This window comes from Hyalangium ruber (assembly GCF_034259325.1).
Lineage (GTDB): Bacteria > Myxococcota > Myxococcia > Myxococcales > Myxococcaceae > Hyalangium_A > Hyalangium_A rubrum.
The window spans coordinates 742981-767460 of sequence record NZ_JAXIVS010000002.1 but is presented as its reverse complement, the minus strand read 5'-3'; the positions used below and the strand labels follow the sequence as shown (position 1 = coordinate 767460).

The following is a 24480-nucleotide window of genomic DNA, read 5'->3' as shown; positions in this document are numbered from 1 at the left end:
CCGGCCGCGCCGCGCCTGCCGTGGGGACCACCTTACGGTCAGGGACGCGGCGCGGGCGCGCTTCCTCGCGCAGCCGCTACGGGACGACGTGGCTCTTCACCATGCTGTGCTGCACGCTGGCGGTGAGATCCTTCGAGTTGAAGTGGCCGTACGGATAGCCCGAGTACACCTTCTCGCCCGTCTGTCCTGGGATGCGCGAGGTGTACTCGTAGTAGACGACGACGCCGTAGCCGATGACCTCGTCCGCCGTGGAGAAGATGCTGTAGCGGTACGCGCCCTCGTACTTGCTGCTGGAGCCCAGGTTCGCCAGATACGACGAGAGGCCGGAGACTCCGAGCCCGTTCCAATAGCCCGGGTACAGGCCGTTGGTGGCGCCGCAGGTGGGCGTGCTGCCTGCCGTCTGGTAGCAGCTCGTCAGGCCCCGGTTGGCGCCCGCGATGCCCACGAACGTATCCACCGAGGAGGTGAGCGGCGGGCCGATGTAGTACTGACCGCCCTCCAGCGAGTCGGTGGCGTAGCCGCCGAGGATGGCCTTGCGCGCCAGCGTCACACCCATCGAGTGCGCGATGATGTCCACCTTCGCCGCGCCGGTGTACGCCTTCACCGCCTCGATGAGCTTGCGCACTTTCATCACGTACGTCTTCGAGTGGTACTGGTACGCCGACATCGAGACGTCCGCCGGGCCCCACGTCGTCGCGTACAGCTCGCTCGTCTTGTAGCCCTGGGACTGGAAGTACTCGATGGAGGCATTCCAGCCCGACTGGCCCGCGGTGCCCGTGCCGATGGCCTTGTCCGAGTTGCCGTGGATGAAGATGACCGGCTGGTTCACCACGGTGTCCGTGCTGCTCGCCTTGCCGCCGTAGCTGCCGCCCGTGATGTCGGCGCGCACCAGGTTGTACGAGTCATAGCCGTTGGCCGACAGCCACTGGCGGAAGTGCGAGGTGACGCCGGAGGTCGATACGGCCGCCGCCTCCTGCGTGGCGAGGTCCTCCGCGGGTACCTCGAGGGCGGGCTCCACAGGCTCCATGCCCTCGCCGCATCCGGCGGACAGCAGACCCAGGCACAGCGCACCCAGCATCGATAGCGAAGAGCGCAAACGCATCATGGTTCTCCTTGTTGGGGGGATCGCTCGCTCGGAGAAGGAGCGAGCGCGCCAAGGAGTGTACGGACTTTCGTGGCGAGCGCTGTCAGGCAAATGGCCGCGAAGTTGAAACCTGATTCACCTTTCGCAGTGCGTCGCCTGGACGCGTCGCGTTGTCGGGGTGCGTCAATTTCGTGATAGGCCTGGGTCCTCCATGACAGCGCGCAAGGTGCTCATTCATCGCGCCGGTGGGTACGAGCGGCTCACGCTCGAGCCGCTGGCGGTTCCCGTTCCGAAGGCTGGCGAGGTACTCGTCGCCACCGAGGCCATTGGCGTCAACTACGCCGACTGCGTCATCCGCATGGGCCTGTATGCCTCCGCCAAGGAGTATGTGGGCTGGCCTATCACCCCGGGCTTCGAGTTCGCCGGCACCGTGGCCGCCGTGGGGGAGGGCGTCTCGGACCTCGCGCCGGGCGCGAGGGTGCTCGGAGTGACCCGGTTCGGAGGGTACTCCACGCACATCGCCGTGCCCAGGCACCAGCTCTTCCCCGTGCCGTCCCAGCTCGACATGGCGCAGGCGGCCGGGTTTCCCACGGTGTTCCTCACCGCGTACTACGCCCTCTTCGAGCTGGCCCACCCGAGGCCCGGGGCGAGCATCCTCGTTCACTCCGCGGCGGGGGGAGTGGGCAGCGCGCTGGTGCAGCTGGGCCGCATCGCCGGGTGCCGGGTGGTGGGCATCGTCGGCAGCTCGCACAAGGTGGAGACCGCGCGCGCCATGGGCGCCGACGTCGTCATCGACAAGTCGAGCGAGGACCTGTGGAAGGCGGCGGAGAAGGCCTCGCCCCAGGGCTATGACGTCGTGCTCGATGCCAACGGGGTCTCCACCCTGCGGCAGAGCTACGCGCACCTGGGCTCGACCGGGAAGCTCATCATCTATGGCTTCCACTCCATGATGCCTCGGCGGGGCGGGCGGCCGAACTGGCTGAAGCTCGCGTGGGACTGGCTGCGCACCCCACGCTACAACCCGCTCACCCTCACCAATGACAACACCAGCGTGCTCGCCTTCAACCTCTCCTACCTGTTCGACCAGCACGCGCTGCTGACCGAATCGATGACGCGGCTGCTGTCGTGGGTGGAGGAGGGCAGGCTCGTCGCGCCGCCGGTGAAGCGCTTCCCGCTCGACCAGGTGGCGGAGGCTCACCGCGCCATCGAGTCGGGCACCACGGTCGGCAAGCTCGTGCTCGTCCCGTAGGCGGGACTCAGAAGGTGCGTCGGCGCTTCATGGGCCGGGCGGGCTCTTCCTTCGGTTGCATGAGGTCCGCCAGCACCGGCGTCAACGCCGTCGCGATGCGCACCGAGCCGGGGAAGAGCTGCTGGGCCTGTTTGCCCAGTGCCGCCGCCTCCTCCAGCCGGCCCTGCGCATACAGCACGTCAATGAGCCCGCTCCACCCGTCCTCCAGCACGCTCAGCGCCTTCTCCACCCCCGCGCGCAGGTAGCGCTCCGAGGCTTCCGTCGAGCCCTCCGCCACGTGGAGGAAATAGCCCAGCTCCACCATGGACGCCGCCGAGCGATCCGAGGCCAGCACCGCCTGCTGCAGGTACCGGCGTGCCTTGCGCAGCCCGGCCCGCGTCTCCGCCGGGCCCGCTGACTCACTCGTCTGCAGCCTTCGCCCCGCCAGCAGCAGCGCGGGCACGTATGCCGGGCACGCCTCCAGCGCCTCGTCCAGCATCTCCAGGGAGCGCGGCGCCTCTCCGGGCTTCTTCATCCGAGAGGCCCGGCGGTGCAGCGTGGCCACCTCTCTCAGAGACATGTGCTGCGTGGGCTTGCGGCGCTTCATGGCTCCTTTCTGAGAACAGGTTCTTCCGGCAACGCGCCAGCCGCTCTCATGGAAAGCACGATTTACACACGGCGAGCCGGTCCTCCTCAACGCCCTTTCTTGACGCAGCGCGAAGATGAATGACGGTTCACCTTAGACTTCGTCCCCTCGCGCAGGGTGCTGTAGAGAGAAGACAAGGAGCCACCCCATGTCAGGCGCGCAGACCGCTTCGCAGGACTCGAAGAACTCCATCGTGAAGGTGGCCGCGGCCAGCTTCATCGGCACGGCCATCGAGTGGTACGACTTCTTCCTCTATGGCACCGCGGCGGCGCTCGTCTTCAACCGCCTGTTCTTTCCCTCGTTCGATCCGCTGACGGGGACGCTGGCCGCCTTCGGCACCTTCGCCGTCGGCTTCATCGCCCGCCCGCTCGGGGGCGTGGTGTTCGGCCACTTCGGCGACAAGATCGGCCGAAAGACGATGCTGAGCGCCACGTTGATGATCATGGGCGCGGCGACGTTCGCGGTGGGGCTGCTGCCCTCCTACGAGAGCATCGGTGCCTGGGCTCCCGCGCTGCTCGTCATCCTGCGGTTGTTGCAGGGCTTCGGGCTGGGAGGGGAGTGGGGCGGTGCGGTGCTGATGGCGGTGGAGCATGCGCCTGCCCACCGGCGTGGCTTCTACGGGAGCTGGCCGCAGATGGGCGCTCCCGCGGGCCTGCTGGTGGCCACCGCCGTCTTCTCCTTCTTCTCCCGGCTGCCGGAGGAGACGTTCCTCTCATGGGGTTGGCGCGTCCCGTTCCTCCTCAGCGCCGTGCTCATCGGCATCGGCGTCTTCATCCGCCTGAGCGTGGCCGAGTCTCCCGTCTTCGCGCACCGCAAGGAGGAGGCGAAGCAGCCCAGCATTCCCGTGCTCGAGGCCATCCGCAACTATCCCAAGCAGATCCTCCTCGCCATGGGGGCCCGCTTCGCGGAGAACGGGTTCTTCTACATCATCACCACGTTCGTCCTGACCTACGGCACCGAGCGGCTGGGGCTGCCGCGCACCACCCTGCTCAATGGCGTGCTGGTGGCCACCGCCGTCCACCTGGTGGCTATTCCCAGCTTCGGCGCCCTCTCGGACGTGCTGGGCCGCCGCCCGGTGTACCTGGCCGGCGCCGCGGCGTGCGGGCTGCTGGCCTTCCCCTTCTTCATGCTCATCAACACCAAGGAGACGGGGCTCATCTGGCTGGCCATTACCCTGGGCATCATCGCCCACGCGGCCATGTACGGGCCCCAGGCCAGCTTCTTCTCCGAGCTGTTCGGGACTCGCGTGCGCTACAGCGGCGCGTCGCTGGGCTACCAGCTCGCCTCGGTGTTCGCGGGCGGCTTGTCGCCCGTCGTCGCCACCGCCCTGCTCGCCAAGTCCGGGGGCCAGTCCTGGCCCATCTCCGTCTACATGGTGGGGCTGGCGGTCATCACCCTCGTCTCCGTGTTCCTCTCCGCGGAGACCTTCCGCGCGCACCTCGTGGAAGAGGCGCCGAGCACGGCTTCCTCGGGGCAGGAGGCTTCACGAGGGCACGACGCGGCCTGAGCCTGGCTTCGCGGAGGGGGCGGTCTGCGCGGGGAGCCTCAGCGCGCGGTCCAGCCGCAGTCGATGACCTGGGCGGCGCCGGTGATGCCGCCCGCCGCCTCGGAGCAGAGGAACGTCACGTAGGCGGCCACCTCGCTGGGCTCCAGCAGGCGCTTCACCGCCGCGGGCGCCAGCATGATCTTCTCGATGACCTCCGCTTCGGTCAGCCCGTGTACGCGCGCCTGGTCGGCGATCTGCTTCTCCACCAGCGGGGTGCGCACGTAGCTGGGACACACGGCGTTGACGGTGACTCCCTTGGACGCCGCCTCCAGCGCCACCGTCTTCGTCAGCCCCATCAGGCCGTGCTTGGCCGAGATGTAGGCGGACTTGTACGGCGAGGCCACCAGCCCGTGCAGCGAGGAGATGTTGATGATGCGCCCCCAGCCTCGCGCGTACATCAGCGGCAGCCCGTACTTCGTCAGCAGGAACGGGCCGATGAGCATCACGCGCAGCAGGTGCTCCCAGCGATCCTCGGGGAACTCCTCGATGGGCGACACGTGCTGCAGCCCGGCGTTGTTCACCAGGATGTCCAGCCGGCCCCACTCCCGCTCCGCCCGTGTCACCAGGGCTCGGCAGTCCTCCCGCGAGGCCATGTCCGCCCGCTGGAACACCGCGCCCGGCAGCTTCCGCGCCGCGGCCTGGCCCCGCTCCTCGTCGATGTCCGCCATCAGCACCCGCACGCCCTGGGCGCTCAGCCCCTCGGCCACCGCCAGGCCGATGCCGTTCGCCGCTCCCGTGACCACCGCGCACTTCTCCGTCAGTTCGCCCATGTCCCTCTCTCGCTGAGCGGCATGGTGGAGCATGCCGCTCCGAAGGTCTACCCTGCGTCGCGATGCCCATCGCTCATGACTGGCTGGCCCGGCGGGCCCAGCTCTCTCCCGATCGTGTCGCGTTGATCGACGCCCTGCGTGGCGAGCGCCCCATCACCTTCCGCGAGTGGAACGCCACCGCCCAACGTACCGCCCACCTGCTGCATGACACGCTCGGAGTGCGGCGTGGGGACCGCGTCGCCGTGCTCGCGATGAACTGCGTGGAGTACCTGGACCTGCTCTTCGCCTGCGCCAAGCTGGGCGCCATCCTCCAGCCGCTCAACTGGCGCTTGAGCCCCGAGGAGCTCAAGGGGTTGCTGGCGGACGCCGAGCCCCTCGTCCTCGTCTATGGGCCCGACTTCCAGGCGCAGGTGGAGGCCGTGCGTCCCCACGCTTCCAGCGTCCGCCACATCGTGGCGCTGGAGGATTCGCCTTCGAGGCCCTCCACGGATGTCCTGTTCTTCGCCCGGGAGGCGCAGCCCGACAGCCCGCTGCCGCCCCTGGAGCTGGAGGCGAGCGACCCGTGGGTGCTCTGCTACACCGGCGGCAGCACCGGCCTGCCCAAGGCCGCCATCCTCACCCACGGCTCCATCACCGCCAACGCGGCCAACACCGTGCTGAGCTGGGGCCTCACCGCGGATGACGTGGCGCTGCTCAACGCGCCCCTGTTCCACACCGGCGGCCTCAACGTCTTCACCACGCCCCTGGTGTACGTGGGCGGCGCGTCCGTGGTGTGCCGTGGCTTCGAGGTGGAGCAGGTGTTCGACCTGGTACACCGAGGCGCGGTGAGCCTCGTCTTCGGCGTGCCCACCATGTTCATCGAGATGCAGCGCCACCCGCGCTTCGACACGGTGGACTTCTCGCGCCTCAAGCTGCTCATCAGCGGCGGCGCGCCGTGTCCCGGCCCCGTCTTCGAGCGCTTCTTCGCCCGGGGCGTGCCGTTCAAGACGGGCTACGGGCTCACCGAGGCGGGGCCCAACAACTTCTGGCTCCCGCCGGGGCTCGTGCGGAGCAAGCCGGGCGCCGTGGGCGTGCCGCTCTTTCATGTCGATGCGCGGCTGGACGGTGATGGGCAGGAGGGTGAGCTGCTCCTGCGCGGCCCGCACCTGTGCGCGGGCTACTGGCGCCGGCCCGAGGAGACCGCGAAGACGTTCGCGGGCGGGTGGCTCCACACGGGAGACCTGGCGGAGCGTGACGCGGACAACTGCTACCGCATCGTCGGCCGCGTGAAGGACCTCATCATCTCCGGCGGCGAGAACATCTACCCATCCGAGGTGGAGAGCGTGCTCGCGGGCCACCCGGAGGTGGCCGAGGTGGCCGTCATTGGCGTGCCGGATCCGAAGTGGGGTGAGGTGCCGCGCGCGCTCATCGTCTCGCGGCCGGGCACGGCTCCCACGGCCGAGACCCTGCTCGCGTACTGCCAGGGGCGACTGGCCCGCTACAAGACGCCCAAGAGCGTGTCCTTCGTGGACGCGCTGCCTCGCACCGCCGCGGGGAAGGTGGACCGGCGCGCGCTGGCCACCCGACACGGCACGCCCTGAACCGCGCCCTCAGAAGCGCTTCTTCTCGTTCCGGGAGGAGAAGCGCTCCGACAGCGCCCAGAGCTGCTTGGCCTGGGCGTGCAGGTCCACCACCGCCTGGGCGATCTGCTCCACGCCCGCGACCGACTCCATGGAGTTGATGGAGAGCGACTTGATGCGCTCGGAGATGTTCTCCCCGGTGATGCTCTGCCGGGAGCCTTCGGCGGCCATGTCTCCCACCTTCATGTGGATATCCCGCACCCCGGTGACGATGCGCGCCAGCGCCTCGCCCGTGGCGGACGACAGCCGCATGCCCTCCTCCACCTTCGCCGTGCCCTGACGCATCAGCGTCGCCGCAGCGCTGGTGTCCTCCTGGTTCTGCTTGAGCAGCTGTTCGATCTGCAGCACCACGATGTGCGAGCGGTGGGCCAGCTTGCGAACCTCGCTGGCCACCACCCCGAAGCCCTTGCCGTGCTCGCCGGCCCGGGCCGCCTCGATGGCGGTGTTGACGGCCAGGATGTTCGTCTCGTTGGACACGTCCTGGATGAGCCGGAGCATCTGCGTCACCACCTCGCTGGAGGCCTGCAGCCGCGCCACCGTCTGCGCCGAGTGCTGCACCACCTGGACGATCTCCGAGATCTTCCGCGAGGCGTGGTCCACCGTCTCCCCGCCCTCCTTCGCCACGCGGCCGTTGTTGGCCGCTGCCTCGGCGGTGTTCAAAGCCCGCTGCGCGCCCTGGGACAGGTCCCGGCTCATCTCCTGCACGGCATCCGCCAGGTGTTGGAGCTGGTCACACTGCTCGCGGGTGGCATGGGAGAGGATGTCCGCCGAGTGGCGGATGCGCTCCGCGTCCGCCACCGTGGACACCGCCACGTCGGCGATGCCCCGCACCGTCTCGCGGATTCCCGTCACCATGGTGTTGAAGGCCTGCCCCAGCTGGCCCACCTCGTCCTCGGAGCTCACCGGCACCGTGAAGCGCAGGTCTCCCCGGGCCACCCGGCGCGCCGCCTCCGACAGCGCGCCGATCGGACGCACCACCAGCCGCGAGAAGACCAGCCCCACCAGCCCCACCAGCAGCAGCGCCGCGAAGGCCGCCATCACCAGGCGCCGCTGCAGTTCCACCACCTCCCGCTCGATGTCCTCCAGGTACACGCCCGTGCCCACCACCCAGCCCCATGGGGTGAAGAGCTTCACGTAGGACTCCTTGGGCAGCGCCCGCTCCTCGCCGGGGCGCGTGGCGCGGTAGCGGATGAAGCCCTCGCCCTGCTCGCGCGCCAGCGTGACGATGTCCACGAAGACGCGCTTGCCGTCCACGTCCTGGTAGTCGGTCAGGTCCTTGCCCAGCATCGCGGGCAGGTATGGGTGCATCACCAGCCGCGTCGACAGGTCGTTCACCCAGAAATACTCGGCGCCGTTGTCGTAGCGCAGCACCTGGAGCAGTCGCGCCGCCTCGGCCTGGGCCTGGACTGTCGTCAGCTCGCCCTTGCGCACGCGAGCCTCGTAGCTCTCCAGCACGCCGTACGCCATTTCGACCACCTGCCGCATCGCATGCACGCGGTCCTGGTGGAGTTGCTCCCGCACCGCGGGCAGGACGTACAGGGGATGCAGCAGGAGCAGTGGCAGCGTCACCACTCCCATCGCGAGGTACAATTTCAGCAGCAAGCTGCGACGTCCCAATGCCAGCGCCATCACCTACAGCCTAGGGCACTCCGGGCTGTCGCGGGTGCTCGCCCGCCCGCTTCGAGCACGCTTGCCCTGCATGGGTGGATCTGTTCCAGACGTAGCAGGTTCACGTCCGATACGGCTCCAACACGCGGAGACGTGAGAACCTGACGGGTCGGATCCGCGTTTTCGGGTTCCGAGCGATGACAGGCACTTCTCGGGCAGGTGACCTCCCGGATGTGGACAGTGGACGGGTCTTCCTGGGTTGGGACGGGGGGACGTCACGCTCGGAAAAAGCCCGCGCCCCGAGGGAAAAGGGCTTCCGATGAGAGCGCGCCGGAGGTGTCTTGCCCCGTAGGGTGAGAGACCCGACGTGGTGCGTCCCCCTCGGGACTCGGACGCCGCGGTGCGCCATCCTGTTCCAGTTCGCGACCTGCCAGGTGAAGACGCGGAGATCTACCCGGCAAGTTCTGTGCGTCTGCCTCCATACGTCCTAAGCCGTCAACCGCACCTTTCGGGTCGGGCAAGGAAGCATGGACAAGAAACTCGCAACGACAATTGGCGCTGCGGCACGTTCCGCCCGGATGCGCCTGGAGCTTACGCAAGCGGACGTGGCGGAGCGGATCGATGTGGCGACGGAGGTGTACGGACGTCTCGAGCGCGGCGGCATGCTCCCCAGCGTTCAGACACTGCTCAAGCTGTGCCATGAGCTGAACGTCTCCTCGGATGAGCTGCTGGGCCTGGCTCAGCACGGGCCTCCGGCCCGCAGCACGGCGGCGGAGCCCCCCTCGGTTCCCGCCGAGCGGCCTGAGATCCGCCGGCTGCTGCGCAGCCTGCGGCAGCTCGAGTCCGCGCACATCAAGCTGCTGGGACTGGTAGCCAAGGCGCTGCTGAGGCGCTGAGCGCGCCTCGACTCAGAGGTTCGTCAGCAGCCGGTTCAGCTCGTCCGGCTTCACCGGCTTGACCAGGTGGTGGTCGAAGCCCGCCTGAAGCGCGCGCGAACGGTCCTCGGGCCCGCCGTAGCCGGTGATGGCCACCAGCCGGATCTCCTGCCCCACCCGAGCCCGGAGCTCCTGCGCCACGCGGTAGCCGTCCAGCCCCGGCAGGCCGATGTCCACCAGCGCCAGCTCCGGGCGGATCTCCAGCGCGGTGGCGACGCCGCCCATGCCGTCCTGCGCCACCTGCACCTGGTGACCCCACAGCTCCAGCAGGTCCTGGAGCGCCTGGCGCGCGTCCGAGTTGTCCTCCACCAGGAGGATGCGGCGCTGGCGCGGGCGCTCGGGCGCCGTGAGCGAGTCGCCCTTCAGCGCCAGTTGGTGCGCGGCCAGGGGGAGCTTCACCACGAACTCGCTGCCCCGGCCCGCTCCCGGGCTGTTGGCGTAGACGATGCCGCCATGCATCTCCACGAGGTTGCGCACCAGCGTCAGCCCGATGCCCAGGCCCCCACGTGAGCGCTCCAGCGTCTCATCCGCCTGGGCGAAGAGCTCGAAGATGGTGGGCAGCTTGTGGGCGGGGATGCCGATGCCCGTGTCGGTGATGCGCACCACCGCCCGGGCGCTGCCGTCCACTCCCTCCTGGAAGAGCTGCACGCGGATGTTGCCGCCGGCGTCCGAGTACTTGGCGGCGTTGTCCAGCAGGTTGGTGAAGACCTGCTCCAGGCGGGTGCCATCCGCCTCCAGCCAGAGCGGCTGCTCGGGCAGCGTGGACTCCAGGCTCAGCCCGCGCCCCTCGGCCACCGGGCGGATGAGGGTGAGCGCCTGACGCAGCACCTCCACGAGGTCCAGGCGCGTGCGGCGCAGCTCCACCTTGCCGCGGGTGATGCGGCTGACGTCCAGCAGATCATCCACCAGCCGCGCCAGGTGGTGCGTCTGCCGGTGGATGATGGAGCGCATGCGCGTCTCCTTGGCGTCCTCGGTGGACTTGCGCTCGAGGATGCCGATGGCCGTCATGATGGCGGCCAGCGGATTGCGCAGCTCGTGGGCGAGCATGGCCAGGAACTCGTCCTTGCGGCGGTCCGCCTCGGCGAGCTGGTCGGCGCGCTGGCGCAGCTCGCGCTCGGCGTGGCGCAGGCGCAACAGGCTCTTCACCGTGGCCAGCAGCTCGGCCGGCTCGAAGGGCTCGGTGAGGTAGGCGTCCGCGCCGCTGTCCAGGCCCTGCACCCGCTTGTCCGCCGTGACGAAGGTGGCCGAGGTGTGCATCACCGAGAGCGAGGCCGTCTCGGGGTTGGCGCGCAGCCGCGCGGCCACCTCGTAGCCGCTGAGGTCCGGCAGCCGCACGTCCAGGATGACGAGCTCCGGCCGCAGCTCCGCGGCCAGGCGCAGGGCGTCGCCTCCCGTACCGGCCTCGATGACCCGGTGCCCCGACATCTCCAGGATGCGGGTGACCATGTAGCGGCTGGCGTCGTCGTCGTTGACGTTGAGGACGGTGACGATATGCGGCTCAACCACGGCGAACCTCCCGTTCCTCGACGCGCGAGCCCAGACCGGCCTTGGACAGGGCGTCACGGATGCGCGAGATGGCGACCTCGCGACTCAGGGTGTGCTTGGCGAGGATGGCCGCCGTCTCGCGGCCCAGCCGCGTGCGCTCGTCCTCCTTCAGCTCATGGGCCGTCTGGAGGATGACGGGTATCTCCCGCGTGCGGGGGTCCGCCTTCATCTCGTCCAGCACGTCGAAGGCCGTGATGTCCGGCAGGAGGAAGTCCAGGAAGATGAGGTGTGGGGCCTGCTCGCGGGCCATGAGGAGGCCTTCGCGGCCTCCCCGCGCCTCCAGCAGCGCGTAGGGGGTGTCCTTGAGCAACTGCTTGAGCAGGTAGCGGTGGACCTCGTCGTCGTCGATGATCAGGATGCGCTCGACGGGGCCGCGGTTGGCCAGCTCTCCCAGCTTGCGGAGCAGCTGGGTGGCCTCCACCGGCTTGAGCCAGAACTCATCGGCGCCCAGGGCGCGCGCCTTCTGCTCGCGGTCGGTGATGGTGACGACGAGGATGGGGATGTCGCGCGTCTGCTCCTTCGTCTTCATCTCCGCCAGGAAGTTCCAGCTCGTCTCGCCCTCCAGCATGACGTCCAGCACCATGGCGGCCGGGCGCACGCGCTGCAGGGTGCGACGGGCGTCCTCCACGGTGCGCACCGGGAGCACCTGGAAGCCAGAGCGCTCCAGGTACTTCTCGTAGAGGAAGAGCGTCTGCCGGTCGTCCTCCAGCACCAGCACGGGCGCGCGCGCGGGATCCAGCTTCTCGGCGCGCTCGGAGAGCCCCGTCATCTCCTTCACCTCCGGGTGCATCCGGGGCACGGTGAGGGTGAAGGTGGAGCCCTGGCCGGGCGTGCTCTGCACGGTGAGGGTGCCGCCCAGCATCTCCGCCAGGCGCCGCGCCAGCGACAACCCCAGGCCGGTGCCCTTCACCTTGCGGTGCAGGGGCGTCTCCACCTGGATGAACTCCTCGAAGATGCGCTCCTGGTGCTCCGGGGGGATACCGATGCCGGTGTCCTTCACGGAGAAGGCCACGGTGTCGCGCGGGCCTGGCGCCACGCTGACGGTGATGCTCCCCTTCTCGGTGAACTTCACCGCGTTGGAGACGAGGTTGCGCAGCACCTGGCTGAGCTTGGCCTGGTCCGTCTCCAGCTCCAGCTCCTCCTGGGGCTCGGGGAAGATGAGCTCCACGGACGACTCGGGGGGCAGCAGCGGCCGCATCATGCCGCGCAGCGCGCTCAGGAACTCGCCGGCCGCGAAGCGGGTGTGGCGCAGCACCGCCTTGCCGGCCTCCGCCTTGGACAGGTCCAGCAGGTCATTGACCAGCTCGTAGAGCGCCTCGGCCGAGGTGCGGATGAAGTGGACCTGCTTCTCCTGCTCGCCGGAGAGCTGGCCGTTGAGCGGGTTGAGCAGCACCTTGGACAGGCCGAGGATGGAGTGCAGCGGGGTGCGGAACTCGTGGCTGACGTTGGCCACCACGCGGCTCTTCACCTCGGAGGCACGCTGGAGGCTCTCGGCCTTCTCGTCCAGCGCGTCATGGAGGCTGCGCACGCCGCGGTTGGACTCCTCGAGGTCCTTGTTGAGGCGCTGCAGCTCGTCGGCGCGGCGCTGCAGCTCGCGCTGCTGGCGCTCCGTCTCGCGGTGGAGCGCCGCCAGCTCGCTCAGCGTGGAGCTCACCTGTCCCAGCGCGTTGCCGTAGTCCTCGGGCACCAGGCTGCCCATCATCACCAGCACGCCCTCATAGGGCTGGACGCTGAAGGCGAAGGTGGTGGGCTTCTCTCCTCCGCGACAGAGGATGAGCTCCCAGCCCTCCACGCGCTCATCCCGCGCCTGGGTGAGCAGTCGGTCCACCTTCTCCTCGGTGCCCTGGGCGGCCAGGGCGCGCAGCTTCTGCCCCACGCTCGCGGAGAGGACCCGCTCGGCGCGCTCGTCCACCCAGGTAATGGTTCCCGAGGCGTCGCAGACGAGCGCTACCTCCCGGCTGAGCGCGTCGAACACGCGCCCAGGTAAAGGTGTCGTCGTCATGATGGGGACGCCTCGGAGGGGGTACGCGCCGCGCTGAACACCGCTTTGACTTCATCCTGGCCCGAGGGGCTGTGGGCCAGCGCGGCCTCCAGCGCCTCCAGCAGACGGGCGAAGGGAAGGACGCCGAACTCACGCCGGGGCCAGAAGGTGGCGTACCAGCTCAGGTGCTGCGCGAAGAACTCCGGGTGTCCGGTGCCCACCGCGTCCGCGAGGTAGGACAGGTGCAGCATCAGCTCCTGCTCCAGCCGGGCCTGGAACGGGGCAGGCACCTCCGCTCCCAGCACCTGGACGGCGTGGTGGGCCAGGTCCACGGCGCTGTCCTGCAAGGTGCGCGCGGGGCCAGGAGCGTAGCGCAGCGCATCGCGCGCCGCCTGGACATAGCCGTGGGCGGGAGAGTCGGGGCCAAAGCCCTCGGCGGCCAGCGCCGCCTGGAGGCCGGCGAAGTTCTGGTCCAGGTGCAGCGTACACATGCCCCGCGAGACGAGCAGGGTGCGCAGCCACACCGCGTAGCCTTCCAGCACCGAGGGGCGCTGCTCGGTGAGCGCCTGCACCAGGTAGCGCACGTGGAAGTGCGCGTCCTCCGAGCCGAAGCGACGGGCCCGCTCGATGCCGTAGCGCGCCTCCCAGAAGGGGTCCTGGTACATCCACTCCACGGAGGAGGCGGCGAGGCGGTCGGCGTGGGCCTGTAGCTGGCGGCTGAGGTCATCCATGGGCGACTAGACTCCGAGGGTCCGGCAGGCCGAGGCGACCAGCTCTCGCGCGTCCCTACCATGGAAGGAGATGTCGAGTTCTTTTTCCAGGCCGGGCGCCCAGGTGAAGGCCAGTCCCCCCACGGCGATGGGCAGGCGAGGTGCCACCGCGTGTACCGCCGCCACGGCGAGGCGCAGGGCAGGCAGGTGGTAGGTCATGCTCACCGAGAGCGCCAGCAGGTCCGGCCGCTGCTCGCGCACCATGCGCACCAGGTGGTCGGTGGGGACGTTGGCGCCCAGGAAGCGCACGTCGAAGCCCGCCATCTCCAGGAAGTCGCTGGCCATGCGCGCGCCCACCTCGTGCAGCTCTCCCTCCACGCACGAGAGCATGATGACCTTGCCGTTGGCGGGGTCCCTGGGCAGGTGGCGGTAGAGGTGGGAGAGCGCGAGCTGGGAGATGGCGGTGGCCAGGTGCTCCTGGGCCACGGAGATGATGTTCTCCTGCCACAGTCGGCCAATCTCGTACTGGGCCGGCTGGATGACCTTGAGGTGGATGTCCTGAAGGGGAATGCCTTGGAGAAGGCCTTCGTCCACCAGCAGGCGCAGCGCCTCGCGGCGGTCTCCACGAAGCTGGGCGGCGAGGTAGCGCTGCCGCATCGACGCGAGCGAGTCGGGGGTCTCGATGTGTGGGTTGAGCAAGGTCTGCACGGTAGGCGGGTTCCCTGGCTCATTTAAGGAAAGCCAGCGCCCTTTCATTCGGCAATCAACAACCTCCAGGCTGTAGGGGCAAGGCTCGGCTGCCCGAGGAGCGAGGGGGCTGAGGTGGAAGCGCTCGCGCGGACGTTGGCTGACCGTGTGCTAGCGCGGGCCGCCGCCGCCCTTGTCATCCGAGAGGGAGGTGAGGCGGTGCAGGGTCAGCGTGTGCGTCCGCTCATCCCGCTCGCAATGGATGACGAGGGAGCGAATCGTGAAGGTGAGGTGCGTACAAGACGCCTCCTCGGACGAAGTGGGCTTGTCCTGGTGGGCGAGCTGCTCCAGCGCCTGCTGCAGCACCAGGAAGGTGCCGCTGGAGAGTCGCCCGATTTCCTTCCAAGCCTCTGGAGCGAAGGTGACGCGGTAGGCGCCCGCGACGCGTGCATGTTGACGAAACATAGGAATCCAGGCCCCGGGGATTGCGAATCCTGTGCCAATGCCATCCGTTGCGATCTCGGGCACTTGGGCGCGGGGAACGTGGACCTGTGAAGAAAGTAACGCCGGCCGGGTGAAAAAAAACCCGGAACCCGCCGGGGCGTCACCGCGGGGGGAATACCCAGCTGATCCACCTGCCCAGGTCCCGGAAGCCCAGGCGGCGGTAGACGCCGTAGCCCAGCTCGGTGGCCTGGAGCACGGCGGCGGTACACCCCCGGGCCTGGGCGTCGGCGAGCAGGCCGCGCATCACCTCGGAGGCCAGCCCCCGGCCCCGGGCCTCGTTGGCGGTGGCCACCAGGTAGATGCCAGCGGTCTCCCCCAGGTCGTGGGCCATGCCCGCCGAGAGCAGCCGGTTGCCCTCGCGCAGCCCGAGGATGTGGAGCTGGGGGAAGGAGCGGACGTGCCACGGGTGGGAGACAATCCTCGAGTGGGCCTCGAACGCCTTGGCGTTGAGGGGGATCAGCTCCTCCTGGTTGCGCAGCCGCTCCAGGGGGACGCGCGGGGCGGGCAGCGTCCCCTCGGTGAGGCTCAGGCCCATGGCGGGGGTCGCGTCGGTCTCTCGGGGATGCATGCCCGCGTGGCGCAGGAGGTGCGCGGCGGCGGTGTCTCCGATGGGGACCTGCACGCGCCAGAGCGGCACGCGGTGCTCGCGATAGAAGCCTTCGATTTCGGGGAGCGCGGCCTCCAGCGCCCCTACGTCCTCGTAGAGCACCTGCTGCGGATGGGGCTGGTCGGGCAGCTGGGGTTGGGCGAAGGCCCAGACGCCGGGGAGAACCAGGGCGCGCATGGGGCCCAGCTCCGCTTGGAAGCGCTTGTAGGCGACCATGTTGGCCCGCAGGCGCGCGACAAGTTCGGCATCCGTCACGAGGCGTCCAGGTATAAACGGAGCGCCACGCGGAGAACAGCGACGGCGTGGAAAGTCCCCGCGCCCTCGATCGGGCGGCTAGGGTGCGGCCTTCGCATGGACTCGCGCTTCTTCGCCTTCAATCCCCTGCCGACCCGCATCGCCCTCTTCCTCGGGGCATGCGTGCTCGCGGTGCTCACCGCCTGGGCGCTGGCCTCCGCGCAGCAAGGAGGAGAGCCCTTCTCCGAGGCCCGCGCCGGAATCACCGCCGGGCTGATGCTCGTCTTCCTCTATGCCTTTCACCGGCTGCGGCCCCGGCCCGGCTGGGGCGTCACCCTGGGGCCCCTGGGGGTGCATGTGGCCCGGCCCTTCAGCAACGCGAAACCCATGGAGTTGATGTGGTCGCAGATCGGCTCCATCCGCCGGCTCGGCCGCAAGGGGAGCGTGCTGGGGCTCTTCTTCCACGAGCAGGGCCGGGTGCTCGTTTCCCGGCATCTGTTCCCGCGCCGAGCTGTTTTTGAAGAGTTGGCCTCAGCGCTGGAGGAGCGGGTTCCAGCCCCTCGTTACGACGCCTGAACGGAGCCGTGCTCCGGGCAGGCGGCCGAGCAACTTTTCTGAATATTTCCGCTGTCTTGCACCCGCTCGTTAACCTTGTCCGGGGTGGCTTGAAGTGATAGGCACACCCTCTGATCCAAGGCAGCATTTCGAAGGAAAATCTCGCATGGAAAAGACCCCCGCTGCCGGCGCGCCATCGGCGCCGCCGCCCATGGACTATGGGACCGAGAGCATCACCAAGCTCGAGGGACGGGAGGCGGTCCGTAAGCGTCCCGGCATGTACATCGGCGACACCATGACGTACGGGCTGCACAAGCTCGTGTACGAGGTGGTGGACAACTCGGTGGACGAGGCGCTGGCGGGCCACTGCACGGACATCGAAGTGGTGATTCACGTGGACAGCTCGCTGAGTGTCCAGGACAACGGGCGCGGCATCCCCGTGGGTCCGCACCCGGACCCCAAGTTCCACGACAAGGACACCGTGGACGTGGTGCTCACGGAGCTGCACGCGGGCAGCAAGTTCGGCAACGGCGCCTACAAGGTGTCCGGCGGTCTGCACGGCGTGGGCGTCACGTGCGTGAACTTCCTGTCCGAGTGGCTCAAGGTGCGCATCCAGCGCAACGGCAAGGTGTACGAGCAGAGCTACGCCCGGGGCGTTCCGCAGGGCAAGGTGACCGAGGTCGGCACCACCGACAAGCGCGGCACCCAGGTGTGGTTCAAGCCGGACCCCGAGGTGATGGAAGTCACTGACTTCGACTTCGAGACGCTGAGCCAGCGCCTGCGCGAGCTGGCGTTCCTGAATGCCGGCCTGCGCATCACCATCCGGGACGAGCGGACGAACAAGGAGCACGAGTTCAAGTTCGACGGCGGCATCGGCTCGTTCGTGGAGTACCTCAACAAGTCGAAGCAGGCGCTGCACGACAAGCCCATCTACATCCAGACGGAGAAGGAGGGCGTGTCGCTGGAGCTGGCCATGCAGTGGAACGATGGCTACGACGAGCGCATCTACACCTTCGCCAACAACATCAACACCCACGAGGGTGGCAGCCACCTGTCGGGCTTCAAGGCGGCGCTGACGCGCACGCTCAACAGCTACGCGGAGAAGAGCGGGCTGTGGAAGGACCTGAAGGAGACGCCCACCGGCGAGGACGCCCGCGAGGGCCTGGCGGCCGTCATCTCGGTGAAGCTGCCCAACCCCCAGTTCGAGGGGCAGACGAAGACGAAGCTGGGCAACAGCGAAATCAAGGGTCTGGTCGAGCAGATGGTGAATGACCAGCTCGCCACGTACCTGGAAGAGAACCCCGTCAACGGCAAGAAGGTGGTGGCGAAGATCGGCGACGCGTGCCGGGCGCGCATCGCGGCGCGCAAGGCGCGTGAGACGGTGCGGCGCAAGGGCATCCTGGACGGCGGCTCGCTGCCGGGAAAGCTGGCCGACTGCCAGAGCCGGGACCCCAGCGAGAGCGAGCTCTACATCGTCGAGGGTGACTCCGCAGGTGGCTCCGCCAAGCAGGGCCGGGACCGGCGCAACCAGGCCATCCTCCCGCTGCGCGGAAAGATTTTGAACGTGGAGAAGGCGCGCTTCGAGAAGATGCTGACGAGCGCGGAGATCGTCACGTTGATTACCGCGCTGGGCACGGGCATTGGCTCGGAGGACTACGATCCGAACAAGGCGCGCTACCACCGCATCATCCTGATGACGGACGCCGACGTGGACGGCAGCCACATCCGCACGCTGCTGCTGACGTTCTTCTTCCGGCAGATGCGCGAGCTGCTCGAGCGGGGCTTCCTCTACATCGCGCAGCCGCCGCTCTACAAAGTGACGCGCAACAAGAAGGACATGTACGTCAAGGACGAGCGGGCGCTGAACGAGTACCTGCTGAAGATCGCCGCGGAGCACTCGCGGGTGGTGACGCCGGCCGGAGAGCTGGGCGGCAGCGAGCTGAAGGCGCTGCTGGAGAAGGTCATCACCTACGAGGAGAAGCTGGAGAAGCAGGCCAAGCGGCGCGACGCGCGGGTGGTGGACGCGCTGGTGCAGGCGGCGCGGGTGACGGCCGACACGCTGGTGGACGAGGCGGCGCTGGAGGCGGAGGTGGAGCGGATGTACAGCTACTTCCGCACGCGGATGCCGGACGTGCTGGGCCGGGTGAAGCACGAGCGCCGGGATGATCCGGAGCACCACACGAAGAAGCTGGTGTTCCACACGGAGATCAACGGCAGCATGCGCGAGACGGTGGTGGACCACGCGTTCCTGTCGTCTCCGGAGTACCTGGAGCTGGTGGGGCTGCGCGAGACGTTCACGTCGCTGGGCCGGCCGCCGTACACGGTGAAGCTGGAGAGCGGCGAGGTGACGGCGTACTCGGTGCAGGAGGTGCTGGCCGCGGTGCGCAAGGACGCGCAGAAGGGGCTGGGGCTGCAGCGCTACAAGGGGCTGGGCGAGATGAACCCGGAGCAGCTCTGGGACACCACCATGAACCCGGCCACGCGCACGCTCTTGCAGGTGCAGCTCAAGGACGCGGTGGAGAGCGACGAGATCTTCTCGCTGCTGATGGGCGAGGCGGTCGAGCCGCGGCGCGAGTTCATCGAGCGCAACGCGCTGGACGTGCAGAACCTGGACATCTGAGTTCTGAGACGAACGGACAAAACATTGATTCTCCCGGGCATGGCTCGCGAAGTGGCTCCAGCGCTACTCATGCGCTCGCAGTCACTTCACCCACTCCCGGGAGAGTCGCTCCATGAGAACGCTGAACCGCAACCCCTTCACGCTGCGCGCGCTGCGTACCGCCGCTCTGAGCTTTGCCCTCGTCGCCGCCGGTTGTGAAGGTGACCAGGGCCCCAAAGGTGATCCGGGCGAGCAGGGCCCCAAGGGCGACTCGGCCACCGTCGACCCCGCGCTGAGCACCCCGGACAAGGCCTTCGCTGGCATCGGTGGCAAGGCCGCCATCCAGGGTCTGCAGAACTTCGCCCTGGAGACCGCCGGCCAGCGCTACGTCTTCGGCGAGGGCTTCAAGCCGGACGACATCGTCCTGGGCAACACCTCGGACGGCAACCTCGTCCGCTATGACGTGCAGGGCAACCGCCTGTCCATCCGCAGCCAGCGCACCGTCAACTTCCTGGGCTTCAACGCTCCGCAGACCTTCACGGAGATCATCAACGAGAACCTGGGCTATCTCGAAGGATCCGAGAGCATCTTCGGCGCTCCGGGCGGCAACCTGCTCCCGGATCGCACCGCCGCCATCCGTCGTCAGCAGCGGCTGCTCAACCCGCACCTCATCCTCAAGGACGTAGCGGCCAACCCCAGTAGCGCGCGCGATGGTGGCCCGGCGGTGCTCGATGGCAGCCTGCACCAGCTCCTGGTGGTCAATGACCCGGTCTACCCCTTGAGCCTCTACGTCAACGCGCAGACGGGGAAGCTCTCCAAGCTCGTCACCCTGGAGAATGACCCGCTGCACCGCGACGTCCCCGTCGAGGTCTACTACTCGGGCTGGGAGGCGGCCGGCAGCGGCGGGCTGCTCTTCCCCAAGCAGGTCGCCATCGCCGTCGATGGGCACCTGCTGCATGCCGAGACGCGCAAGTCGGTCACCGTCAACGGCGCCCTGGACAGCGCCGTCTTCGCGTTCCCCGCGGCGGCCTCGCCCGGCTACAACGCCGACGATGCCTCGCGCGGCCTGGCCAATCACCAGTTCCTCATGTCCTATGCCTCCATCGGCATCCCCCTGGAGGGGCTGCAGACCTTCATCCAGCCGACGAAGCTGACCGAAGGCGTGTGGTTCCTCGGCGGGGGCTCGCACAACTCGATGGCCATCGAGCAGGCCGACGGCGTCGTCATCCTCGAAGCGCCGCTGTACCCCGAGCGCAGCACGGCCATCATCAACTGGGTGAAGAACGAGCCCTCGTTCGAGAACAAGCGCATCACCCACGTGCTGGCCACGCACCACCATGATGACCACTCGGCCGGCCTGCGCGCCTTCGTCGCCGAGGGCGCCAAGGTGGTGGTGCATGAGGTCTCCGCGCCCCACTTCCGACACATCTTCCGCAACCCGTCCACCATCCGCCCGGATCCCCTGGCGCTGAAGCCCACCGCGCCCACGCCCACCCTCATCACGGTGCCCGCCGGCGGCTCCGTCACCCTGCCGGATGCCACCCACCCGGTGGGGGCCTACAGCCTCGAGACGGGACACGCGGCGGACATGCTGCTGTTCCACGTGCCCAGCGCGAAGGTCGCCTTCTCCTCGGACCTCTTCAACCCGGGCCAGGGCGGCATCGGCAACGGTCCCAAGGAGCTCTACAAGTCCATCACCCAGACCCACAACCTGACGGTGGACACGGTGGCGGGTGGGCACGGCGCCACGGCGCCCATCGCGGATCTGGCGGCCCTCGCCAACCCGTAGGCTACGGATCAGCCCCAGGTTCCGCCTGCTCGCAGGACATTCGGCGGAGAGGGTGGGACCTGGGGTGTTCTTCTCGCACCGAACGCGCGTGCTAGCCTTCCGCGCACCATGCAGCGCCAGCAACCCCACGTCATGGACGTCCTCGCCGATGTTCTCTCCGCCACCCGGATCGGCGGCACGGTGTTCTGTCGCTCCGAGCTGACGAACCCCTGGGGCATGGCCTTCGAGCCGGCCTCCCGGGCCGGGCTCCACATCGTGGCGCGCGGCTCGTGCTGGCTGCGCCTGAAGGGCAGGAGCTCGCACCTGCACCTGGCCCAGGGAGACGTCGTCCTGCTGCCCCATGGCGCCGGTCACGGCATCACCAGCGACCCCAGCGTCCAGCCTCTGCCCTTCGATCAGATCATCAAGCGCTGCCAGGTGTCCGAAGGCCCCAATGGCATGAGCTTGAGCATGGAGGGCAAGGGGCCCTCCACCGTGCTGCTGTGCGGCGCCTACCGCTTCGAGCACGAGGGCGTCCACCCGTTGCTGTCCCTGCTGCCGCCGCTCATCCACATCCCTGCGGATGGGGGACAGGTGGCCGGGCCCCTGGAGGCGGTGCTGCGCCTGCTGGTGTCCGAGTACGCCCAGCCTGGCCCCGGCTCGGTCACCGTGACCGCGCGGCTCGTGGACGTGCTCTTCATCCACGTCATCCGCTGCTGGCTCGAGCGCCAGCCCGAGGGCAGCGCCGGGTGGCTCGGCGCGGTCAGGGATCCCCAGGTGGGCCGCGCGCTGGCGCTGATGCATGGCGAGCCCCGCCGCGACTGGACGGTGGATGCGCTCGCCGCGGAGGTGGCCTGCTCTCGCGCGACCTTCTCGCGGCGCTTCCGGGAGCTGGTGGGCGAGCCACCCCTCGTCTATCTCACTCGCCTGCGCATGGATGTGGCCGCGCGCCTGCTGCGCGAGGGCGATCAGCCCCTGGCCGCCGTCGCCGAGCGCGTGGGCTATGCCTCCGAGTTCGCCTTCAACCGCACCTTCCACCGCGTCCGGGGCGTGCCTCCAGGCCGCTACCGCGAGCAGGCGCGGGACGCACGGACGCCCCGCCCGGGCGGTGAGGTATTGGCGCCACGTCCGGACGCTGCTTCCCGGCTCCTCGTCCCGCCTCCCGCCGCTCAGGGAACGGGCAGGACGCGGCGGGGGCTCCGGGAGCGGGGCAGGGCCGCGCGCAGCGCTTCGCTCATTCGAACAGGGGCATTCCGGCCGCCGCCTTCCCGATGAAGTCGTAGAGCAGGTCCGTCGTCGGCGACATCACCGAGGCCGCGCGCGCGTCGCGGAAGTGCCGCTCCAGCCCCGCCTCCTTGCGGAAGGCCGCGCCGCCGCACACGCGCATGGCCAGCTCCGTCACCTCGGTGGCCATCTCCGCCGCCCCGGCCTTCACCTCCAGCACGCGCAGCTGGGTGTCCTCGCGCCCCTCCTCCATCGCGTCCAGCGTGTCGCGCAGCAGCCCGCGCACCATGTCCGTCTTCAGCCGCATGCGCGCCAGGTACGCGCGGATGGTGGCCAGGTCCGCCAGCGACTGCGAGAGGTGCGACAGGCGTGTCTTCGCCACGTGCGCCGCGGCCTTCTTCGTCGCCGCATCCATGATGCCCAGGAAGCAGCTCGAGCTGAGCACCTGGAAGTGGGGCAGCACGTTGCCCATCATGATGTCGAACCCGCCGCCATCCGGCCCCAGCATCGCCGTGCGCGGCACGAGGACGTTGCGCGCCTGGATGGGGGAGGAGGAGTTGCCGCGCAGGCCCAGTCCGTCGAAGGGCGCGGGGTACGTCAGCCCGGGGGCCTTGCCCGGCACCAGCCAGAGCGTGCTCTTGGTCGGGCTGGCCAGGGAGCGGCTGGACCAGACGTAGCTGTCCACCTGCCCCGCGGAGGTGGCCCAGCTCTTGTCCGCGTCCAGCCGGATGGAGTCGCTCCCGTCCACGAGCTTCGCGGTGCTCACGGGCGCCCAGAAGTGGCTGCGCGAGCCCACCTCGGAGAAGGCCAGCGTCGACAGGTGGCGACCGGCGGCGATCTCCTGCCGGGTGGCCCATGGCCCGTGCTGCTCGATGACCGCCGCGGCGCAGTAGTGCATGCACAGCACCATGCCCGTGGAGCCGCACGCCTCGCCCACCCGCTCGACGGCCCAGGCCGCCGCCCGCAGGCCCTCTCCCATGCCGCCCGCGCCCTTGGCGCTGATCAACCCGAGCAGTCCCGCGCGTCCCAGGGCCTCGATGGCGGCGTGGGGGAAGGTGCCGTCGCGGTCGACGGCGAGGGCGTTGGGCTCGATGGTTTCCGAGATGATTCGAGCCAGGGCATCCATCATGGTCGGTTCCTCCTGAAGGCGTGGTGGAGCACCCTAGCCGGAGCCCCTGCGCTTCCCGCCAGGAAGTGCGGCCTGGAGTGTTCGCGAAGCTCCTATGCAACACACTCCTTTCGCACACCCCGCTCGCGCGCTGGCATTGTTCGCCGGCCGTGCCTCGCGCACGGGAGGCTTCCAGACACGGAGGAACACGATGAGACGCACAGCTCCAGGGTTGCTCTTCGCGGCCCTGATCCTTCTCGGACTGACCGGCTGCAGCACCAGCGAGTGCAGGGTCTATTGCAATCGGTACCAGCAGTGCATCGAGGACGACATCGAGGTGGACGCCTGCACCGATCGGTGCGAGGCGGCCTCCGAGGCCGACCGTGACCACGAGTCCAAGGTGGAGGAGTGCGCCAGCTGCGTGGACACGCGCACCTGCGCGGCGTCGTTCGACGATTGCGTCGATGACTGCCTGGGCGTCCAAGGCCCCCTCTAAGGTCTCTCCGACCCGAGGGCAGGGTGAGCCAGGCACGCCTGTCGTGCGCGGATCAGCCTCGGTGTCGGTGCGCCCGCTCGCCACAGCGCGCGTGTGAGCCCGAGGCGCATCGCCGCCGGAGGGAGGGGGGAGTCAATCTGGCCGCTGTCGGCCAGAACCTTGTGCGGATGTCAGACCCGGCCGTTAGCGTGGAACCACTCTCACGCAGAATCGCGCGCCCGGTGTCTTACCCCTCCGTGCCGGGCGCCGGGCCGCACTCGGGACTCCTCACCCGGGTGCGGCTTTTTTTTGGCCTCAAAAAGACCCATGGGCCCGGTGCCCACCTCGGCTCCGCGCCCACGTGCCTTTCCCGTCCTTGTTGAGCTGGCCGAGGACGCCTCGCGGCGCCTGGGGGCCCTTACGGAAGGAACTTGGTGACCAGCGCCCACTTCGAAGAGCTGCCGGCCTTCATGTTCAGCAGGGCGGTAACGCCGATGACGCCCGCCATGCACACCAGGTTGATCATACCCAGGATGTCGAGGGCTTTCATGGTTTTCGCCGCGTTTTCCGGCGTCTCCGCGGTGGGCATGTTGCCCGTCTCGGCCGGCACCCGGCCCTCCGGGGCCTGGTTGGCGAGGTAGATGCCGCTGGCGATGTTGGCGGCGCCCAGCGCCACGGTGGCACCCAGGAGCACGTCCTTGGCGATCACCAGCCCGCGCGTGGTGTCGTCGATCTCCCGGCCCGACAGCTTCCAGCGGCCGATGAGCCAGGTGAGCGCCGAGGTGCCCACGGAGATGGCATTGACGATGTTGTAGCCGTTCCAGGCGAGGTTGGTGACCTGCCCACGCTCCTCCTTGGAGGAGATGACCTTCACGGCGGGGTTCAAGGCGATCTTCCCGAAGAGGGAGCCGCCGAAGCCGGCCGCGAGGCCGAGGTTGTGCAACACGAGACCGGTCGAGGACAGCACAGGCGTCATCGAATCACTCCAGGTTGAGCGGTGAATGCCATGAGGGTAGGCATCCCACCTCTGGCGGGGAGCGCGACCGG

21 protein-coding genes are annotated in these 24480 nt (G+C 68.9%); 9 read left to right on the top strand and 12 right to left on the bottom strand.

Features of this window, described 5'->3' with window-relative positions; genetic code table 11:
• Positions 1 to 76: 76 nt before the first annotated feature.
• Entirely contained in the window at positions 77 to 1102 is a 1026-nt protein-coding gene (locus tag SYV04_RS08210) for a lipase family protein (RefSeq protein WP_321545083.1), read from the bottom strand.
• A 193-nt stretch (positions 1103 to 1295) separates the two neighbouring features.
• Between SYV04_RS08210 and SYV04_RS08205 the strand changes: the two genes are divergently transcribed.
• The gene (locus SYV04_RS08205; RefSeq protein ID WP_321545082.1) at positions 1296 to 2333 is read left to right on the top strand and encodes a synaptic vesicle VAT-1 family membrane protein; all 1038 of its coding nucleotides are present in this window, start codon (positions 1296 to 1298) and stop codon (positions 2331 to 2333) included.
• A 7-nt stretch (positions 2334 to 2340) separates the two neighbouring features.
• Here SYV04_RS08205 and SYV04_RS08200 read toward each other — a convergent pair whose 3' ends face one another.
• A complete protein-coding gene (locus SYV04_RS08200; RefSeq protein ID WP_321545081.1) occupies positions 2341 to 2919 on the bottom strand; it encodes a tetratricopeptide repeat protein in 579 nt (192 codons plus the stop codon).
• Positions 2920 to 3106: 187 nt separating this feature from the next.
• Here SYV04_RS08200 and SYV04_RS08195 point away from each other — a divergent pair, with 187 nt between their 5' ends.
• The gene (locus SYV04_RS08195) at positions 3107 to 4465 is read left to right on the top strand and encodes an MFS transporter (RefSeq protein ID WP_321545080.1); all 1359 of its coding nucleotides are present in this window, start codon (positions 3107 to 3109) and stop codon (positions 4463 to 4465) included.
• A 38-nt stretch (positions 4466 to 4503) separates the two neighbouring features.
• Here SYV04_RS08195 and SYV04_RS08190 read toward each other — a convergent pair whose 3' ends face one another.
• The gene (locus tag SYV04_RS08190) at positions 4504 to 5274 is read right to left on the bottom strand and encodes a 3-hydroxybutyrate dehydrogenase (protein ID WP_321545079.1); all 771 of its coding nucleotides are present in this window, start codon (positions 5272 to 5274) and stop codon (positions 4504 to 4506) included.
• A 62-nt stretch (positions 5275 to 5336) separates the two neighbouring features.
• On the opposite strand from SYV04_RS08190, the gene SYV04_RS08185 reads away from it, so the two are divergent.
• On the top strand, positions 5337 to 6854 hold the full coding sequence (locus SYV04_RS08185) for an acyl-CoA synthetase (protein WP_321545078.1): 1518 nt from the start codon (positions 5337 to 5339) through the stop codon (positions 6852 to 6854).
• 9 nt (positions 6855 to 6863) lie between these two features.
• Here SYV04_RS08185 and SYV04_RS08180 read toward each other — a convergent pair whose 3' ends face one another.
• The gene (locus SYV04_RS08180) at positions 6864 to 8495 is read right to left on the bottom strand and encodes a methyl-accepting chemotaxis protein (RefSeq protein WP_321545077.1); all 1632 of its coding nucleotides are present in this window, start codon (positions 8493 to 8495) and stop codon (positions 6864 to 6866) included.
• A 533-nt stretch (positions 8496 to 9028) separates the two neighbouring features.
• On the opposite strand from SYV04_RS08180, the gene SYV04_RS08175 reads away from it, so the two are divergent.
• A complete protein-coding gene (locus SYV04_RS08175) occupies positions 9029 to 9397 on the top strand; it encodes a helix-turn-helix transcriptional regulator (RefSeq protein WP_321545076.1) in 369 nt (122 codons plus the stop codon).
• Between the two features lie 12 nt (positions 9398 to 9409).
• Here the strand turns inward: SYV04_RS08175 and SYV04_RS08170 are convergent, their stop codons facing one another.
• The 6 genes from SYV04_RS08170 to SYV04_RS08145 form a co-directional block, all read right to left on the bottom strand.
• Positions 9410 to 10942 (bottom strand): response regulator, encoded by a 1533-nt coding sequence (locus SYV04_RS08170; protein WP_321545075.1) that lies wholly within the window; start codon positions 10940 to 10942, stop codon positions 9410 to 9412.
• Complete coding sequence (locus SYV04_RS08165; protein ID WP_321545074.1) at positions 10935 to 12983, bottom strand: hybrid sensor histidine kinase/response regulator; 2049 nt, start codon at positions 12981 to 12983, stop codon at positions 10935 to 10937. The genes SYV04_RS08170 and SYV04_RS08165 overlap by 8 nt, the downstream gene beginning before the upstream one ends.
• Positions 12980 to 13693: a hypothetical protein gene (locus SYV04_RS08160; RefSeq protein ID WP_321545073.1), complete on the bottom strand. Its 714-nt coding sequence runs from the start codon at positions 13691 to 13693 to the stop codon at positions 12980 to 12982. Before SYV04_RS08160 ends, SYV04_RS08165 begins: the two co-directional genes overlap by 4 nt.
• Positions 13694 to 13699: 6 nt before the next feature.
• Positions 13700 to 14329, bottom strand: coding sequence for a cobalamin B12-binding domain-containing protein (locus SYV04_RS08155; RefSeq protein WP_321545234.1), 630 nt, complete (start codon positions 14327 to 14329; stop codon positions 13700 to 13702).
• 201 nt (positions 14330 to 14530) lie between these two features.
• The gene (locus SYV04_RS08150; protein WP_321545072.1) at positions 14531 to 14824 is read right to left on the bottom strand and encodes a hypothetical protein; all 294 of its coding nucleotides are present in this window, start codon (positions 14822 to 14824) and stop codon (positions 14531 to 14533) included.
• Between the two features lie 139 nt (positions 14825 to 14963).
• Positions 14964 to 15725 carry a GNAT family N-acetyltransferase gene (locus SYV04_RS08145; RefSeq protein WP_321545071.1) on the bottom strand — a complete coding sequence of 254 codons (762 nt, stop codon included), beginning with the start codon at positions 15723 to 15725 and terminating at the stop codon, positions 14964 to 14966.
• Positions 15726 to 15821: 96 nt separating this feature from the next.
• On the opposite strand from SYV04_RS08145, the gene SYV04_RS08140 reads away from it, so the two are divergent.
• The 4 genes from SYV04_RS08140 to SYV04_RS08125 all read left to right on the top strand — a co-directional run bounded on the left by SYV04_RS08140 (position 15822) and on the right by SYV04_RS08125 (position 21901).
• The gene (locus SYV04_RS08140) at positions 15822 to 16280 is read left to right on the top strand and encodes a hypothetical protein (protein ID WP_321545070.1); all 459 of its coding nucleotides are present in this window, start codon (positions 15822 to 15824) and stop codon (positions 16278 to 16280) included.
• A 145-nt stretch (positions 16281 to 16425) separates the two neighbouring features.
• On the top strand, positions 16426 to 18879 hold the full coding sequence (gyrB, locus tag SYV04_RS08135; protein WP_321545069.1) for a DNA topoisomerase (ATP-hydrolyzing) subunit B: 2454 nt from the start codon (positions 16426 to 16428) through the stop codon (positions 18877 to 18879).
• Between the two features lie 112 nt (positions 18880 to 18991).
• Positions 18992 to 20647, top strand: a complete 1656-nt coding sequence (locus tag SYV04_RS08130) for an MBL fold metallo-hydrolase (RefSeq protein WP_321545068.1) — start codon at positions 18992 to 18994, stop codon at positions 20645 to 20647.
• A gap of 132 nt (positions 20648 to 20779) precedes the next feature.
• Positions 20780 to 21901 (top strand): AraC family transcriptional regulator, encoded by a 1122-nt coding sequence (locus SYV04_RS08125; RefSeq protein WP_321545067.1) that lies wholly within the window; start codon positions 20780 to 20782, stop codon positions 21899 to 21901.
• Here SYV04_RS08125 and SYV04_RS08120 read toward each other — a convergent pair.
• Positions 21861 to 22979 (bottom strand): acyl-CoA dehydrogenase family protein, encoded by a 1119-nt coding sequence (locus tag SYV04_RS08120; RefSeq protein WP_321545066.1) that lies wholly within the window; start codon positions 22977 to 22979, stop codon positions 21861 to 21863. The genes SYV04_RS08125 and SYV04_RS08120 overlap by 41 nt on opposite strands.
• A 190-nt stretch (positions 22980 to 23169) precedes the next feature.
• Here SYV04_RS08120 and SYV04_RS08115 point away from each other — a divergent pair, with 190 nt between their 5' ends.
• Positions 23170 to 23454 carry a lipoprotein gene (locus SYV04_RS08115; RefSeq protein WP_321545065.1) on the top strand — a complete coding sequence of 95 codons (285 nt, stop codon included), beginning with the start codon at positions 23170 to 23172 and terminating at the stop codon, positions 23452 to 23454.
• Positions 23455 to 23851: 397 nt separating this feature from the next.
• Here SYV04_RS08115 and SYV04_RS08110 read toward each other — a convergent pair whose 3' ends face one another.
• On the bottom strand, positions 23852 to 24409 hold the full coding sequence (locus SYV04_RS08110) for a hypothetical protein (RefSeq protein WP_321545064.1): 558 nt from the start codon (positions 24407 to 24409) through the stop codon (positions 23852 to 23854).
• Positions 24410 to 24480: the final 71 nt, after the last annotated feature.